We start from the raw sequence: 13,846 nt of genomic DNA, 5'->3' as shown, positions 1-13,846 counted from the left end.
GTAGGGGAGATGGTCAGCCAGGTGGATCTTGGATCGAGCCGCTAGAACAGCGGTCACACCGGCTGAGGAGGAGGAATACGGACCGGTGCGGCCGTATCCTTGGCAGAGGTATGGTGCGCTTGGGCCTTAGTCAACTGGGGTGCTGTGGCCGCCCGGTCACTAGAAGGGCTTCACGATCACCAGCACCACGATCAGCGCGGTGGCGATGCCCGGAATCTCGTTCATGATCCTGAGCGTGCGATTCTCCAGCGGGCGCGCGCCGTTGGCGAGCTTGCGACCGTAAGCGCCCATCCACCCCTGATAGCCGGTCAGCGCGACCACCAGCGCGAGCTTGGCCGAAAACCAGCCCTCACCCCACGCGCCCAGGTGAAAGGCCAGCGCCAGCCCGAGCACCCAGACGATCACCATCGCCGGGGTGAGGATGATCGCGCGGGTGCGGCGCTCGCGCTCGATCCAGGCGCGATCCTCGGCCGAGCCGGGCGGGGTCGCATGATGGTAGACGTAGAAGCGCGGGAGCAGGAACAGCCCCGCGATCCAGAAGATGACGAAGGTCAGATGCGCGGCCTTGACCCACGGATAGGCGTTGCCGAGCCAGCCGACATAGTCATTCAGGAACGTCATCGTCAGAGCACCCCTCCCGGCGCCTTGCCTAGCAGCTGCATCAGCTGCTCGACATGGGCAATCGGCGTCGTCTGCTGGATTCCGTGACCGAGGTTGAAGACGTGGGGTCGCTCGGCCAACGCCGCCCGGATTCGCGCCACCGCGGTCCCGAGCGGCTCACCCCCGGCGATCAGCGCCAGCGGATCGAGGTTGCCCTGCACCGGCAGCCCCTCGGGGAGCACCTGGTGCGCCCAGGCCGGATCGACCGTCTCGTCGAGCCCGAGCGCGTCGACCCCGGTCTCCCGCGCATAGGCCGGCAGCTTGCCGCCGGCGCCCTTGGGGAAGCCGATGATCGCCAGTCCGGGCCGCGCCGAACGCAATTTCTCGACCAGCCGCGCGGTCGGCGCGATCACCCAGCGCTCGAACTCGCTCGGCGCGAGACTGCCCGACCAGCTGTCGAAGATCTGCACCGCGTCGACCCCGGCGTCGGCCTGGCCGATCAGATAATCGAGGGTCAGCGCCTCGATTGTCTCGATAATTGCCCCGAACCGGCCCGGATCCTGATAGGCCAACGTCCGCGCCGCCGCCTGCTCGCGGCTGCCCTCGCCGGCGACCATGTAGGTGGCGACCGTCCACGGCGCCCCCGCAAAGCCCAGGAAGGTGGTCTGGGGCGGCAAGGCGGCCTTCACCCGGCGCACGGTCGCGTAGATCGGGTCGAGGCGCTCCAGCACCGGCTGGAGGCCATCCAGCGCGGCCTCGGCGAGCGGGGGCGCCAGCCGCGGCCCCTCGCCGGCGGTGAAGCTCAATTGCTGGCCCAGCGCGAAGGGCACGATCAGGATGTCGGAAAAGAGGATCGCGGCGTCGAGCGCGAAGCGGCGGAGCGGCTGAAGCGTGATCTCGGCGGCCGCCTCGGGATCGTAGACGAGGTCGAGGAAACCGCCCTTGTCGGCCCTGAGCGCGCGATATTCGGGAAGGTAGCGCCCGGCCTGGCGCATCATCCACGCCGGGGGCGGGTCGCGCCGCTCACCGCGCAGCACGCTGAGCAGGGGCTTGTCGGTCATCCCCGCCGGTCCGCTCGCCACGCCCTTATTCCTCTCTTTAAGAATCTAATGATTGTTGAAAGTTGTTGGCCGCTTGGTCGCGGGGAATAGGTGGGCGTCCCGATTTTGCCAACAGCCGCCATCCCACCGCGCCCAAGCGAGTCCGGCGAGTCGGACTGAGACTCTCCCATGACTCACAGGCTGGGGATTGTCCCGGAAGCCCGTGGATGGAATCGCGCATGATTGCCCCGAAGCTGGGCGCGGACCGTCCGATTGGACTATGCACCGCGTCGCGCTAGGCCGGGCACACGGCTTGTCCACAGGAACAAATATGGACCTCATCCTCGCCTCGACCTCGACGATCCGCGGCACGTTGCTGGCCAATGCCGGCGTGCCATACGGCGTGGCGGCGCCGAGTGTCGACGAGGCGGCGGTCAAGCAGGGTTTCGCCGGCGACGACGCCGCGCTCGCCACCAGATTGGCCGAGTTGAAGGCGCTGAGCGTCGCCTCCGCGCATCCGGTCGCACTGGTGATCGGCAGCGACAGTGTCCTCTCGATCGACGGCCGCCGCTTCTCCAAGCCCGGCGGCCGTAGGCAAGCCGCCGAGCACCTCCGCTTCTTCTCCGGCAAGACGATGATCCTCACCAGCGCGGTCGCGCTCGCCAGGGGCAGCGAGGTCGTGTGGTCGCACGCCGACAGCGCACGGCTGCAGGTCCGCCCGCTCAGCGAGGAGTTCATCGAGCAGTATCTCGACAGCGACTGGCCCGAGGTCAGCTATTGCGTCGGTGTCTTCCGCCTCGAAGGCCCGGGCCTGCAATTGTTCGACACCGTCGACGGCGATCACTTCACCATAAAGGGCCTGCCGCTGCTCCCCTTGCTCCGCGAGCTGCGGCGACGGGGCGCGCTGACGGCATGACGTCAGATCGACCCCTCTCGGCTGCGCTCGGGACAAGCTTTGCCGAAGTGATCGGCGACCCCATCGCGCAGAGCAAGTCGCCGCTGATCCACGGCTATTGGCTCGAAAAGCTCGGCATCGCCGCCGACTATCGCCGCGCCCAGGTCACCCGCGCTGAGCTGCCTTCTTTTATAGCCGAGCGCCGCGCCGACCCGCACTGGCGCGGGTGCAACGTCACCATGCCGCTCAAACTCGACGCCTTGCTCCTCGCCACCGAATCGCGCGACGAGGCAGTCCAGGTCGGCGCCTGCAATACGCTGATGCCCGATCCCACCGGCCTCACCGCCGCCAACACCGACGTCGGGGCAATCGTGCTGGTACTGAAGCGCCTCGCCGAGCAGCGTCCGACCCACTCGGTGACCCTGCTTGGCACCGGCGGCGCGGCGCGCGCGGTGCTGGTCGCACTGAAATCGCTCGGCTTCACCAACGTCGCCATCCACGCCCGCGATGCCGAGCAGGCGTTCCACCTCGCCAACAGCTTCGGGCTCAAGCAGCGCCCGCAGCCGTTCGATGCGCCGATCGCCACCGACGGCCTCATCAACGCTACCCCGCTCGGGATGACCGGCGCGCCGCCCTTCACCCTCGACCTTGGCGGGCTGCCACCGGGCGGGTGGGTGTTTGACCTGGTCACGTCGCCAGACCCCACCGCGCTGGTCACCGCCGCGCAAGCCCGCGGGCTCGCCGCGACCGGCGGCCTAACGATGCTGGTCGAGCAGGCCGCCGCCGCCTTTCCACTCTTCTTCGGCGCCCCGCCGCCCCGCTCGGCGGAGGACGACGCCGAGCTCTACCGTCGGCTCCGCGCATGATCCGTCTTGCGCTGACCGGCTCGATCGGGATGGGCAAGTCGACCGTCGCCGCGATGTTCGCCGCGGCGGGCGTCCCCGTCTTCGACGCCGACGCCGTCGTCCGCCGGCTGCAGGGCCCCGGCGGCGCGCTGGTGCCCGCGATCGAGCAGCGCTTCCCCGGCACAACCCACGGCGGCGCGGTCGTGCGCGAGGCGCTGGCGGCGGCGGTACTCGGCCAGCCCGCCGAGCTCGCCGCGCTCGAGGCGCTGGTCCACCCCGCCGTCCAAGCCGAGCGCGAGCGTTTCATCGCCGCCCACGCCGACGCGCCGGTGCTTCTGTTCGACATCCCCCTGCTGTTCGAGACCGGCGGCCAAACCGCGTTCGACAAGGTCGTGGTGGTCTCCGCCCCGCTCGAGATCCAACGCGCCCGCGTGCTCGCCCGCCCGGGGATGACCGACGCCAAGCTCGCCGCCATCCTCGCTCGCCAGACCCCCGATTCCGAAAAGCGCGCGCGGGCCGACGTGGTGATCGACACCGGCGGCTCGCTCGCCCACACCGAGGCCCAGGTCGCCGCGATCCTCGCTGGACTGGAATCGGGCAAAGGCGCATAGTTTAGGGCGACCATGCGCGAGATCATCTTCGACACCGAAACCACCGGCGTAAACCCGGCCACCGGCGACCGGATGGTCGAGATCGGCTGCGTCGAGATGATCAACCGCTGCGAGACCGGGCGAAGCTTCCACGCCTATTTCAATCCCGACCGCGCGATGCCGTCGGAGGCCGAGGCGGTGCACGGACTGTCGGCGATTTTCCTTTCCGACAAGCCGCGCTTCGCCGAGCGCTGCGACGAACTGCTCGCCTTCATCGGCGACGCGCCGCTGATCGCGCACAACGCCTCGTTCGACTTCGGCTTCCTAAATGCCGAGCTGGCGCTGTGCGGCCGCGATCCGGTGTGCATGAGCCGGATGATCTGCACGCTGATGATGGCGCGCTCGAAACACCCCGGCGCCAAGCACAGCCTCGACGCGCTCTGCACCCGCTTCGGGGTCGACCGCTCGGCGCGCGTTCTTCACGGCGCGCTGCTCGACGCACAGCTCCTTGCCCAAGTCTATGTCGAATTGACCGGCGGCCGCCAGATCGGCCTCTCGCTCGTCAGCGAGGTGATCGCCGACACCGGCGCCGGCGCGACGATCGCTCCGGCGCAGCGTGCCGTCCGTCCGGCCCGCCCCCATGCGGCGTCGGTTGAAGAATTGGCGCGTCATGCCCAGTTCGTCGCGGGGTTGAAGGACCCGCTGTGGCACCTGCTGCAAGCGGCGGAAAACAGCCCCGCTCATTGACGGCCCCAGCCCTGCTGTTGCAGGGCACCGCCGCCGCAACAAAGAGGGAGTCCGCGAACGTGGACGTACGGGTGTCGGGCCATCAGGTCGAGACGGGGGACGCGCTGCGGGCGCATGTCACCGAGCGCATTTCGGCGGTCGCGGACCGCTATTTCTCGCGCGCGATCGGCGCCAACGTCACCTTCGGCCGCGGCCCGCACGACCGCGGCTTCACTTGCGACATCGTCGCGCCCGTCACCCACGGCGTGGTGCTGAAAGCGTTCGGCAAGGCGCAGGACGCCCACACCGCCTTCGACGGCGCCGCCGGCAAGATCGAGCGCCAGCTCAGCCGCTACGTCGCCCGCCTGCGCGCGCGCAAAGGCAATGGCGCCGACGAGGGCGACGGTACCGAAGTGGCACAGAATGCCGGCTACACCATCTTCGCGCCGCCGCCGGAGGACGCGCCCGCGCAGGAGCATCCGCCGATCATCGCCGAGACCAGCGTCGATATTCCCGACGCCAGCGTCGGCGACGCGGTGATGCTGATGGACCTTCGCAACACTCGTGCGTTGATGTTCCGCAACTCCGGAACGGGTGCGTTCAACATGGTCTACCGCCGCGAGGACGGGACCATCGGCTGGGTCGAGCCGCGCGGCTGAACCCACCACCTTTTTCAGGAATTGCGCCCGGCGCCCGCCCATTCCGGACGGCGCCACACCCGAGTGCCAAGCGATGCGTCTAGCCGAGTTCGTCGATTTCGAATCGATCAAGTCCGCCCTGCCCGCGACCAACAAGCGCGGGCTGTTCCAGCTGCTCGGCCAGTTCGCCGCGCAGCGGCTGGGGCTCGACCCGGCGGTGGTGACGAGCGCGCTCAACGAACGCGAGAAACTGGGCTCGACCGGCTTCGGCAACGGCGTCGCCATCCCCCACGGCAAGATCGAGGGGCTGGCGCGGGTCTGGTGCATGGTCGCGCGGCTGCCCGAGCCGATCGACTATAAGGCGATCGACAGCCAGCCGGTCGATCTCATCTTCTTCCTGCTGTCGCCGCCCGATGCGGGCGCCGAACATTTGAAAGCCCTCGCGGCGGTCAGCCGGACGCTGCGCCACGCCGCGACGCTCGAACAGTTACGCGGCGCCCGCTCGCGCGATGCGCTGGCGGCGGTGCTGATGGGGGTCGATGAACGCGACGCCGCCTGACACGGGCGCCGCCGCGCACCTGCGCGCGCTCGAAACGCTGTACGACAGCGCGCCGATCAACTGCCTGTTCGAATCGCAGCTGGCGCTCCCCCGCCAGGGCGAGGCGACGATCCGTTTCACCGTCCGCGAGGACGCCTATCACGCCGCCGGCGCGGCCCATGGCACGCTCTACTTCAAGATGCTCGACGACGCGGCCTTCTACGCCGCCAACAGCCTCGTCAGCGACCGCTTCCTCCTCACCACCGCCTTCAACCTCCACTTCACCAAGCCGATGACCGCCGGCCCGGCCGAAGCCCACGGCCGCTGGATCAGCGGGCGGCGGCGGGTGTTCGTCGCCGAGGCGCGGATCGTCGACGCGAGCGGCGAGGAATGCGCGCGGGGCACCGGCACTTTCATGCGCTCGCACATCGCGCTCGCCGGCCTCCCCGGCTACCGCGCCTGACCCGTGGACGACCGGCTCGCTCCCGGGGTCGAAGCGACCGCGCTCATCCGCCGCGCCGAGGCGCTCGGCGGGTTCGGCACCGTCCTCCACAAGGGCGATCCGACCCGCGGCACCATCCTCCTCGTGGTGACCGAGCGCGGCGACCATCGCGCCCTGCTCGAGCGGCGGCTGCAGGCCGACTGGACCTACCGCTGGACCGCGATCGGCGCCGGCCCGGGCGATTCGGCAGGGGCGGCACAAGATGTAGCGCGCGCTCGCTCCCGCGACCCCGATTGTTGGGTGATCGAACTGGATATCCCGTCGAGCGAACGATTCATCGCTGAAACGACTTCGACGAGTTGACCGTGCCGCCGATGCGGTGAACGGAGGAACTCGTTCAGCGGGGCACTTCTTCGCGCAGCCATTTCAGGCCGCGATTGGGGGGCACGCGAGACGGGGGATTGGCCAAGTTGCGCGAGCGCTTTTCAGCTCGATGTTGTGCGACCCACGCCGATCAACCGCATCAGGTTTGGTCTCGAATGTTGCATCGTTTCGCCGTGATGATTGCTGGCGCTGTTCTCGCCAGCGGTACGGTTGCTCCCGCCCAGGTTGTGCCCGCCGCCGCTTCGACCGCCGCCACCGTCACGCCGACCGTTGCCGTCGCTTCGACCAACACCCCCGATCCCCTGCTTCAGCCCGGTGAGCCGCTGATCGCTGCGCCGGTCACCGCCGCTCCCGAGGCGCCCGCCCAGCCGGTCGTCGACCGCAGCGAGAGCCTCGCCGACAAGGTCGCCGACCTGCGCGCCAGCGACGCCGGCAGCCGCGAGCTCGAGTGCCTCGCCGCCGGCGTCTATTTCGAAAGCAAGAGCGAGCCGCTCGCCGGCCAGCTCGCGGTCGGTCAGGTGATCGCCAACCGCACCCACAGCCGCGGCCGCTTCCCCGCCAGCTATTGCGGCGTGCTCAAGCAGCACGGCCAGTTCAGCTTCATCAGCGGCGGCCGCTGGCCGACCGTCAGCAAGTCGAGCCGCCAGTGGCAGACCGCGGTCGCCATCGCCCGCATCGTCGACGGCAAGCTCCACGACGACGTCGCCCGTTCGGCGATGTTCTTCCACGCCAAGCGCGTCCATCCGGGCTGGAACTCGACCCAGGTCGCCTCGATCGGCAACCACGTCTTCTTTCGCTAAACGCTGGCACTACGGTCCCGCTTTGTTCTAATGCGGGCCAGTGAGTAGCGCCCCCGAGTCCCTCAGCCCGCCACCCTGTTTCGACGATCTGCCTCCGGTCGCGGCCGAAGTCGCGCGCGGGGTCACCCGCCTGTTCTGCCGGCAGGACCTGTTCGTCATCTGCGAAGTGCCGCTGCCCAATGGCCGCCGCGCCGACCTGATGGGGATCGACCCCAAGGGGCAGCTCACCATCGTCGAGATCAAGGTCAGCAAGGCCGACCTCACCACCGACGCCAAATGGCACGACTATCTCGATTATTGCGACCGCTTCTTCTGGGCGGTTCCGCCGCACCTCTCGGCGCTGTGCGAGGAAGAGCGCTTCCTCCCCGGCGAGGCGGGGCTGATCGTCGCCGACCGCTATGACGCCGCTATCTGCCGCGACGCCGCGCACCGTCCGCTGGCGCCCGCTAGGCGTAAGGCCGAGACGCTGCGCTTCGCCCGCCGCGCCGCGCGCCGCCTGAGCGCGCAGCTCGACCCCAGCCTCGGCTTCGACCGCTAGAGCTTGGGGCGCTTAGAGTTTGGGGCCGGCGACCGCCCGCGCCGGGCGCGCCTTGATGCTGTCCATCAACTGCAGGATCGTCGCCGAGCGGGCATCCAATTTGGCATAGTCGCGCGCGCTGCGGCCGCTCGCGCTGTCGCGCTTGTCGGGGTTGGCGCCATTCTCGAGCAGCCGCTTGATCACCGCCAACTGGCGCGCCTGGACCGCGGCGATCAGCGGGGTCTCGCCCAGCTTGTTGGGCCGGTCGACCTGCGCCCGATAGGCGAGTAGCAATTGCACCCCGTCGTCCCACCCGTTGCGCGCCGCCAGGTGCAGCGGTGTGTCGCCCGAGCCATTGGGCAGGTTCGGGTCGCCGCCCTTGGCGAGGAAGTAGGTGAGGAAGTCGGTGTCGCGGCGCGCGGTCACCACGTGCAGCGCACTTTCGCCCTTGTCGTTGCGAAAGTTGATCATCGCCGCGCCATTGGCCTCGAGGTAATTCAAGACCTTGGTGCCATCGCGCGACTTGACCGCCTCGACGAAGGCATAGCCGTCCGAACCGTAGGCGGTCTTGGCCGCCTGCGCCTGCACCACCGTCGGGACCAGCAGCGCCAGTCCCGCCGCCGCCATCAACCGCCTCAAAACCCTGCCCATTTCGCCCACCCGCTCGATCGTCGCCTTGAAAGCGCCGCTCTAGCAGACCACAGCAGGCCGGGAAATGAACAAGCCTCCTCAAGACCCCTGGTGGAACCGGCCGCTGGCGACCCTCGACCGGGGCCAGTGGGAGGCGCTGTGCGACGGCTGCGGCCGCTGCTGCCTCCACAAGCTCGAGGACGAGGACACCGGCCAACTTTACCCCACCAACGTCGCCTGCAAGCTGCTCGACCGGCGCAGCGGGCAGTGCAGCGACTATCCCAATCGCGCGCGCCACGTCATCGACTGCGTGCAACTGTCGCCCGCCAAGCTCGACAGCCTCGAATGGCTGCCCTCGACCTGCGCCTACCGCCTGCGCGCCGACAATCTGCCGCTCCCCGACTGGCATTATCTTGAAAGCGGCAGGCGCGAGACCGTCCACGAAGCCGGCATGTCGACCCGCGGCTGGACGATCAGCGAAACGGACGCGGGCGAGCTCGAGTATCACCTTGTCGACCGCGATCTTTGACCATCCCGACCTGCCGCTCCCGATCGCGCTGGTGCGCCACCATGCCGCGCGCCGCCTGCGGCTCCGGGTCGATCACGAACGGCGCCAGCTCAAACTGACCATGCCGCGGCGCGGCTCGGCCAAGGCCGCGTTGCGCTGGGCGGGGGAACAGCGCGCCTGGGTCGAGCGCCAGCTCGCCGCCGCGCCGGGCGACGCGCCCTTCGCCGACGGCGCGACCTTCCCGCTCGAGGGCCGTCCAGTCACCATCCGCGCGGTCGGCGGGCGGCGGAGCGTCACCCTGGTCGGCGACGAACTCCACGTCGGCGGCCCGCCCGAGGCGCTCGCCCGGGCCGTACTGCGCTGGCTCCACGCCCGCGCCCGCGACACGCTCAGCGCCGAGACCAGCGCGGCGGCGGCGGCGGCGGGGGTCGGGGTCAGCTCGGTCGCGGTCGGCGACGCCGCCACCCGCTGGGGGAGCTGCACCGCGTCCGGCGCGATTCGCTACAGCTGGCGACTGATCCTCGCCCCGCCCGAATGCCGCCGCTTCGTCGTCGCGCATGAGGTCGCGCACCGGCTGCACATGGACCATTCGCTTAGCTTCCGCCGCGCCGAGGAGCGGCTGTTCGGCGGGCCGGTCGCCCCGGCGCGCGCCTTATTGCGCGAGGTCGGGCCGGCGCTGCGGCTGGTCGGTCGGGGCTGACGGCGGCGGCGCGCGGTCGGTCGGCGGGGGCGCGCCCTCGCGGGGCGGCGGTGTCCCCCCGAAAATGCGGTCGAGCTCGGTCTGGTCGGGCGAGCCCTGCTGCTGTTGCTGCTGCTGGCTCGGCGGCGGGGGATTGTTCTGTCCGCCGCCCATCGGGTCGGCCTGCTGGCTCGGCAGCGGGTTGCCGTCGGCGTCGACCAGCGGCTGGTCACCGCTGAAGGTCGCGTTCAGATCCTCCTCGGGCGACAATTGCCAGTCGGGCATCGGCACTTCGGTCTCGAACTGCTCGACCGGGCGATTGGCGACCGCGACCACCATGAAATCGTGGAAGGCGCGCGCCGGCGCGGTCCCGCCCTGCAGCCCGGGGATCGTCTTGGCATCGTCGCGACCCATCCACACGCCGGTGGTCAGGCCCGAGGAGAAGCCGAGGAACCAGCCGTCCTTGTTCGAGGTGGTGGTCCCGGTCTTGCCCGCTACCGGGCGCCCGATCTGCGCCGCGCGGCCGGTCCCCGACAGCACCGCGGTCTGGAGGAGGTCGGTCATCTCGGCCGCGACCCACGGCGCCACCAGCACCCGGTCCTCGGCATTCTCGTGGCGATAGAGAAGCCGTCCGTCGGCGGTGACCACCCGGGTGATCGCATAGGGGCTGATGCCCACGCCCTTGTTCTCGACCGCGGCGTAGGCGCGCGTCAGGTCGATCAGCCGCACTTCGGACGAGCCCAGCACCATCGACGGATAGGTCGAGATCTGGCCCGAAATGCCGAACCGGTGCGCCATGTCGGCGATGGTCGAGAAGCCTAGTTGCGCGCCGATCTTGGCGCTGATCGTGTTGATCGAGCGGGCGAACGCCTCGCGCAGCGTGACCGTGCCAAGGAAGCTGCGAGTCGAGTTGCGCGGGGTCCAGCCCTCGATGGTGATCGGCTCGTCGACCAAAGTGGTGGTCGGCTTCATCCCCGATTCCAGGGCGGCGAGATAGACGAACAGCTTGAATGCCGAGCCCGGCTGGCGCTGCGCCTGGGTCGCGCGATTGTAGATGCTGTTCACATAGTCGCGCCCGCCGATCATCGAGCGGACCGCCCCGTCGCGGTCGAGCGCGACCAGCGCGCCCTGCGCCCCGGCCGGGGTGTTGGCCGCGATCGCCTTGTCGCCCGCCGCCTGCATCCGTGTGTCGAGCGTGGTCCACACGTCGATCGGATCGCTGGTCTCGTCGATCAGCGTGTCGAGCTGGGGCAGCGCCCAGTCGGTGAAGTAGCGGACGCTGTTCTGCTTCTGCGTCGGCTGGACGACGATCCGCGCGGGGTCGACGCTCTCGGCGGTCGCCCGGCTGATGAAGCCGTTCTCCACCATCGTCTCGAGCACCACCCCGGCGCGGCCGCGTGCGGCCTCGACGTCGGCGGTCGGCGAATAATTGGAGGGCGCCTTGACCAGCCCCGCGATGATCGTCGCCTCGCCCAGGCTCAACTGGGTCGCCGGATGGCCGAAAAAGGTCCGGCTGGCGGCGTCGATCCCATAGGCGCCGCCGCCGAAATAGACCCGGTTGAGATAGAGCTCGAGGATCTGGTCCTTGGTGAACTTGCGCTCGAGCGCAAGGGCCAGAATCTGCTCGCGAATCTTGCGCCCGAAGTTGCGGCTGTTGGTGAGGAAGATGTTGCGCGCCAGCTGCTGGGTGATGGTCGACCCGCCCTGGCTGAAATGGCCGGTCTGCAGCCGCACCTTGATCGAGCGGGCGATGCCGATCGGGTCGACGCCCGGATGGCTGCGGAAGCGCTTGTCCTCGACCGCGATCATCGCCGCGCGCATCGGCGCCGGAATCTGTTCGTAGGGGATCCACTGGCCGAAGGTCGGGCCGATCGAGACCAGCACCTTGCCGTCGGCTGAATGGACCCGGATCATCTGCCCGAGGTCCTTGCGCTGGGCGAGCTCGGCGTAGGACGGCAATTCGCTCATCGCCACGCCGACCGCGATCGCCAGCGCGATCAGCCCGGCCAGCACCGCCGCCAGCCCCCACTTCACCAGCCGCCCGAACCAGCCGCCACGGCGTCGGGGTGGCGGCTCGCGGCGCGCGTTGCTCGGGGCGGGTCGGCGAGGGGGCGCAGCCATGGGTGGGCGCAAGGCTTAGGGGCTGCCCACCCGGTCGGCAAGCGTCACTCGGCGGGCTTATCCTTCTTGCCGGCGAAGTCGAGGCTCGCCGAGTTGATGCAGTAGCGCAGGCCCTCGGGTCCCGGCCCGTCGGGGAAGACGTGGCCGAGATGGCCCTCGCACTTGGCGCAGCGCACCTCGGTGCGGGTCATGCCGTGGCTGTGGTCGTGGATTTCCTTGACCGCGTCCGGCGCGGCGGGGGCGGTAAAGCTCGGCCAGCCCGAGCCGCTGTCATATTTGGTGTCGCTGGCGAACAACGGCTCGCCGCAGCCGCCGCAGACATATTGCCCCTGCTCCTTGTTCTTGAGCAGGTCGCCGGTCCACGGCGCCTCGGTGCCGGCCTCACGCAGGATTCGATAGCGGTCGGGGCCGAGCTTCTCGCGCCACTCCTGCTCGGTCTTGGGCATGTCGGTCATCGGGGGGATCTCCTTCGGCCGCATATGTGGGGTGCGGCGGCGGGAAGGAGAAGGGTGGGCGCGGTGCCGAGTTGCCCGCTCTGCGGCGGAGCAAACCGGCTGACCTGTCCCCGGCAGATTGCCCGCTCTTCGGCGAGCAACTCGGCCGCTTTGTCCCCCGGACAAAGCTAAGGCCGCCCGTGGGCGGCCTTACCGAGTTGCTGGTGCGGTCGAGAAGACTCGAACTTCCACGCCCTTTCGGGCACAGCCACCTCAAGGCTGCGCGTCTACCAATTCCGCCACGACCGCATGTTCTTGGCGGCGCGGCCCTAGCAGCGGTGCCGAACCTGCGCAACCGCCCCCGCGCAACGCCCTAACCGGCGCGGGTCGCGCCTTCCGGCACGCACTTCTTCTCCGGCGCGCGATTGCGGTCGAACGACACGTCGAGGCACGCCGCCGCCGGCGGGATATTGAGCTCGGCGCTGTTGAAGCTCGCGCTGCCGCCCGGCTGGAGCGACGGGGCGGGGGGCGGGATGGTCCAGCGATAGACCACTTGCTGGTCGAGGCTGCGCAGCTGCGCCTGCAGCGGCGGCACCTGGCGGGTCTGGTCGGTCGGGTTGATCACCTTGCCACTCACCTCGAGCAGCTGGTTGCCGCTCGCCAGCGTCCGCCGGTTGCGCTGGTCGACCTGGATCAACAGCGGCGTGTCGGTCGCCTGCGCCAGTCCGATCCGCTCCTTGAACGAGGTCGGGGCGAGGAACCAGAAGGCCGCCACCGCGGCGACGATGATCGCCAGCACGACCAGCAGCCCGATCATCAGCTTGCCGCGCCCGCCGCTGAATTCCTCGCTGCCGCTGTCATAGGCCGCAAAATCGACGTCGACGGGCGCGGCCGCGGCTGGCGCGGTCCAGCCGGCCGCTTCGTCGAGCGGCGGCGCCGGCGTCGACAGCCCCGGGTCCTGCGCCATCGCATAACGCTGGTCAGCCTCGCGCTCGGCGGCTTCGCTTTCGCTTTCCACCGCCGGCGCGCTTTCAAACGCTTCGGTTCTGGCGCCCGGCACTTCCCCGGCCGAGGTGATCGTCTGCGGCTCGGCCTCGACCGAAGGGGCATGTTCCCAGCCGTGGTCAGCAGGCGCCTCCTCGGGCACCTCGCTGACTTCGGCATAATCATGCTCGGATTCGGGCTCGGCCGTTGGCTCCGGCGCAGCCGCCGCCCGCTGGCCATAATTTTCAGCGCCCGCAGCGACGTCGCTGACCGGCGCGGGATTATCCGCCGCATCGACCGGCGCCACCGGCGGCGCCACCGCCGCTTGATCGGTTGCGGCCGAACCCTCTTCGGGGTCCTGGTGCCAGCTATGCTTGCAATTGGCGCAGCGGACCTGGCGGCCGCCCGGCGGGATGGCGCCGTCCTTCACCGTATAGCGTGTCCCGCAAGCCGGACAGGTGAGGATCATCGCTTC

Annotated in this window: 18 protein-coding genes and 1 tRNA gene; 12 read left to right on the top strand and 7 right to left on the bottom strand. The window is 69.6% G+C overall.

From position 1 onward, the window contains the following. Nucleotides 1-159: 159 nt before the first annotated feature. Both GCU42_RS10700 and hemE read right to left on the bottom strand, forming a co-directional pair. A complete protein-coding gene (locus GCU42_RS10700) occupies nucleotides 160-621 on the bottom strand; it encodes a CopD family protein (protein WP_168713118.1) in 462 nt (153 codons plus the stop codon). Between the two features lie 2 nt (nucleotides 622-623). Then, a complete protein-coding gene (hemE, locus tag GCU42_RS10695; protein WP_114227495.1) occupies nucleotides 624-1,682 on the bottom strand; it encodes a uroporphyrinogen decarboxylase in 1,059 nt (352 codons plus the stop codon). 289 nt (nucleotides 1,683-1,971) lie between these two features. Here hemE and GCU42_RS10690 point away from each other — a divergent pair, with 289 nt between their 5' ends. The 10 genes from GCU42_RS10690 (at nucleotide 1,972) to GCU42_RS10645 (ending at nucleotide 8,036) form a co-directional block, all read left to right on the top strand. Continuing rightward, nucleotides 1,972-2,556: a Maf family protein gene (locus tag GCU42_RS10690; RefSeq protein ID WP_114227494.1), complete on the top strand. Its 585-nt coding sequence runs from the start codon at nucleotides 1,972-1,974 to the stop codon at nucleotides 2,554-2,556. Beyond that, on the top strand, nucleotides 2,553-3,401 hold the full coding sequence (locus GCU42_RS10685; RefSeq protein ID WP_114227493.1) for a shikimate dehydrogenase family protein: 849 nt from the start codon (nucleotides 2,553-2,555) through the stop codon (nucleotides 3,399-3,401). The genes GCU42_RS10690 and GCU42_RS10685 overlap by 4 nt, the downstream gene beginning before the upstream one ends. After that, nucleotides 3,398-3,991, top strand: a complete 594-nt coding sequence (gene coaE / locus GCU42_RS10680; RefSeq protein ID WP_114227492.1) for a dephospho-CoA kinase — start codon at nucleotides 3,398-3,400, stop codon at nucleotides 3,989-3,991. The genes GCU42_RS10685 and coaE overlap by 4 nt, the downstream gene beginning before the upstream one ends. A 12-nt stretch (nucleotides 3,992-4,003) precedes the next feature. Further along, entirely contained in the window at nucleotides 4,004-4,717 is a 714-nt protein-coding gene (gene dnaQ, locus GCU42_RS10675; RefSeq protein WP_114227491.1) for a DNA polymerase III subunit epsilon, read from the top strand. Between the two features lie 59 nt (nucleotides 4,718-4,776). Next, the gene (gene hpf / locus GCU42_RS10670; RefSeq protein WP_114227831.1) at nucleotides 4,777-5,355 is read left to right on the top strand and encodes a ribosome hibernation-promoting factor, HPF/YfiA family; all 579 of its coding nucleotides are present in this window, start codon (nucleotides 4,777-4,779) and stop codon (nucleotides 5,353-5,355) included. A 73-nt stretch (nucleotides 5,356-5,428) separates the two neighbouring features. Further along, entirely contained in the window at nucleotides 5,429-5,893 is a 465-nt protein-coding gene (locus GCU42_RS10665; protein WP_114227490.1) for a PTS sugar transporter subunit IIA, read from the top strand. Further along, nucleotides 5,874-6,335: a PaaI family thioesterase gene (locus GCU42_RS10660; RefSeq protein ID WP_114227489.1), complete on the top strand. Its 462-nt coding sequence runs from the start codon at nucleotides 5,874-5,876 to the stop codon at nucleotides 6,333-6,335. The genes GCU42_RS10665 and GCU42_RS10660 overlap by 20 nt, the downstream gene beginning before the upstream one ends. A 3-nt stretch (nucleotides 6,336-6,338) precedes the next feature. After that, nucleotides 6,339-6,677 carry a DUF1491 family protein gene (locus GCU42_RS10655; RefSeq protein ID WP_114227488.1) on the top strand — a complete coding sequence of 113 codons (339 nt, stop codon included), beginning with the start codon at nucleotides 6,339-6,341 and terminating at the stop codon, nucleotides 6,675-6,677. Between the two features lie 176 nt (nucleotides 6,678-6,853). After that, nucleotides 6,854-7,498 carry a cell wall hydrolase gene (locus GCU42_RS10650; protein ID WP_114227487.1) on the top strand — a complete coding sequence of 215 codons (645 nt, stop codon included), beginning with the start codon at nucleotides 6,854-6,856 and terminating at the stop codon, nucleotides 7,496-7,498. A 40-nt stretch (nucleotides 7,499-7,538) separates the two neighbouring features. Next, nucleotides 7,539-8,036, top strand: coding sequence for an MmcB family DNA repair protein (locus tag GCU42_RS10645; RefSeq protein ID WP_114227486.1), 498 nt, complete (start codon nucleotides 7,539-7,541; stop codon nucleotides 8,034-8,036). A 12-nt stretch (nucleotides 8,037-8,048) separates the two neighbouring features. Here GCU42_RS10645 and GCU42_RS10640 read toward each other — a convergent pair whose 3' ends face one another. Then, a complete protein-coding gene (locus tag GCU42_RS10640) occupies nucleotides 8,049-8,642 on the bottom strand; it encodes an ankyrin repeat domain-containing protein (RefSeq protein ID WP_162789201.1) in 594 nt (197 codons plus the stop codon). An 88-nt stretch (nucleotides 8,643-8,730) separates the two neighbouring features. On the opposite strand from GCU42_RS10640, the gene GCU42_RS10635 reads away from it, so the two are divergent. Beyond that, complete coding sequence (locus GCU42_RS10635) at nucleotides 8,731-9,174, top strand: YcgN family cysteine cluster protein (protein WP_114227484.1); 444 nt, start codon at nucleotides 8,731-8,733, stop codon at nucleotides 9,172-9,174. Then, nucleotides 9,155-9,853 carry a M48 family metallopeptidase gene (locus tag GCU42_RS10630; protein WP_240309427.1) on the top strand — a complete coding sequence of 233 codons (699 nt, stop codon included), beginning with the start codon at nucleotides 9,155-9,157 and terminating at the stop codon, nucleotides 9,851-9,853. The genes GCU42_RS10635 and GCU42_RS10630 overlap by 20 nt, the downstream gene beginning before the upstream one ends. Here the strand turns inward: GCU42_RS10630 and GCU42_RS10625 are convergent. From GCU42_RS10625 to GCU42_RS10610, 4 genes are all read right to left on the bottom strand, one after another. Further along, entirely contained in the window at nucleotides 9,806-11,953 is a 2,148-nt protein-coding gene (locus tag GCU42_RS10625) for a transglycosylase domain-containing protein (protein WP_114227483.1), read from the bottom strand. The two genes, GCU42_RS10630 and GCU42_RS10625, sit on opposite strands and share 48 nt — an antisense overlap. Before the next feature lie 44 nt (nucleotides 11,954-11,997). Beyond that, entirely contained in the window at nucleotides 11,998-12,408 is a 411-nt protein-coding gene (msrB, locus tag GCU42_RS10620; protein ID WP_114227829.1) for a peptide-methionine (R)-S-oxide reductase MsrB, read from the bottom strand. Nucleotides 12,409-12,609: 201 nt separating this feature from the next. Beyond that, a tRNA-Leu gene (locus tag GCU42_RS10615) sits at nucleotides 12,610-12,696 on the bottom strand. A gap of 64 nt (nucleotides 12,697-12,760) precedes the next feature. Beyond that, nucleotides 12,761-13,840, bottom strand: coding sequence for a zinc-ribbon domain-containing protein (locus tag GCU42_RS10610; RefSeq protein WP_114227482.1), 1,080 nt, complete (start codon nucleotides 13,838-13,840; stop codon nucleotides 12,761-12,763). Nucleotides 13,841-13,846: the final 6 nt, after the last annotated feature.

Origin of the sequence: Sphingomonas ginsengisoli An et al. 2013 (assembly GCF_009363895.1) — a bacterium.
Lineage (GTDB): Bacteria > Pseudomonadota > Alphaproteobacteria > Sphingomonadales > Sphingomonadaceae > Sphingomicrobium > Sphingomicrobium ginsengisoli.
Note: the sequence above shows the minus strand (reverse complement) of the source record. Positions and strands in the feature narration are given on the sequence as shown.

Excerpts from the sequence above, each read along its gene's own strand:
- GCU42_RS10700 (WP_168713118.1), bottom strand. The coding sequence starts at position 621 with ATGACGTTCCTGAATGACTATGTCGGCTGGCTCGGCAACGCCTATCCG.
- GCU42_RS10690 (WP_114227494.1), top strand. The coding sequence starts at position 1,972 with ATGGACCTCATCCTCGCCTCGACCTCGACGATCCGCGGCACGTTGCTG.
- GCU42_RS10685 (WP_114227493.1), top strand. The coding sequence starts at position 2,553 with ATGACGTCAGATCGACCCCTCTCGGCTGCGCTCGGGACAAGCTTTGCC.
- coaE (WP_114227492.1), top strand. The coding sequence starts at position 3,398 with ATGATCCGTCTTGCGCTGACCGGCTCGATCGGGATGGGCAAGTCGACC.
- dnaQ (WP_114227491.1), top strand. The coding sequence starts at position 4,004 with ATGCGCGAGATCATCTTCGACACCGAAACCACCGGCGTAAACCCGGCC.
- GCU42_RS10665 (WP_114227490.1), top strand. The coding sequence starts at position 5,429 with ATGCGTCTAGCCGAGTTCGTCGATTTCGAATCGATCAAGTCCGCCCTG.
- GCU42_RS10660 (WP_114227489.1), top strand. The coding sequence starts at position 5,874 with ATGAACGCGACGCCGCCTGACACGGGCGCCGCCGCGCACCTGCGCGCG.
- GCU42_RS10650 (WP_114227487.1), top strand. The coding sequence starts at position 6,854 with ATGTTGCATCGTTTCGCCGTGATGATTGCTGGCGCTGTTCTCGCCAGC.
- GCU42_RS10640 (WP_162789201.1), bottom strand. The coding sequence starts at position 8,642 with ATGGCGGCGGCGGGACTGGCGCTGCTGGTCCCGACGGTGGTGCAGGCG.
- GCU42_RS10635 (WP_114227484.1), top strand. The coding sequence starts at position 8,731 with ATGAACAAGCCTCCTCAAGACCCCTGGTGGAACCGGCCGCTGGCGACC.
- GCU42_RS10625 (WP_114227483.1), bottom strand. The coding sequence starts at position 11,953 with ATGGCTGCGCCCCCTCGCCGACCCGCCCCGAGCAACGCGCGCCGCGAG.
- msrB (WP_114227829.1), bottom strand. The coding sequence starts at position 12,408 with ATGACCGACATGCCCAAGACCGAGCAGGAGTGGCGCGAGAAGCTCGGC.
- GCU42_RS10610 (WP_114227482.1), bottom strand. The coding sequence starts at position 13,840 with ATGATCCTCACCTGTCCGGCTTGCGGGACACGCTATACGGTGAAGGAC.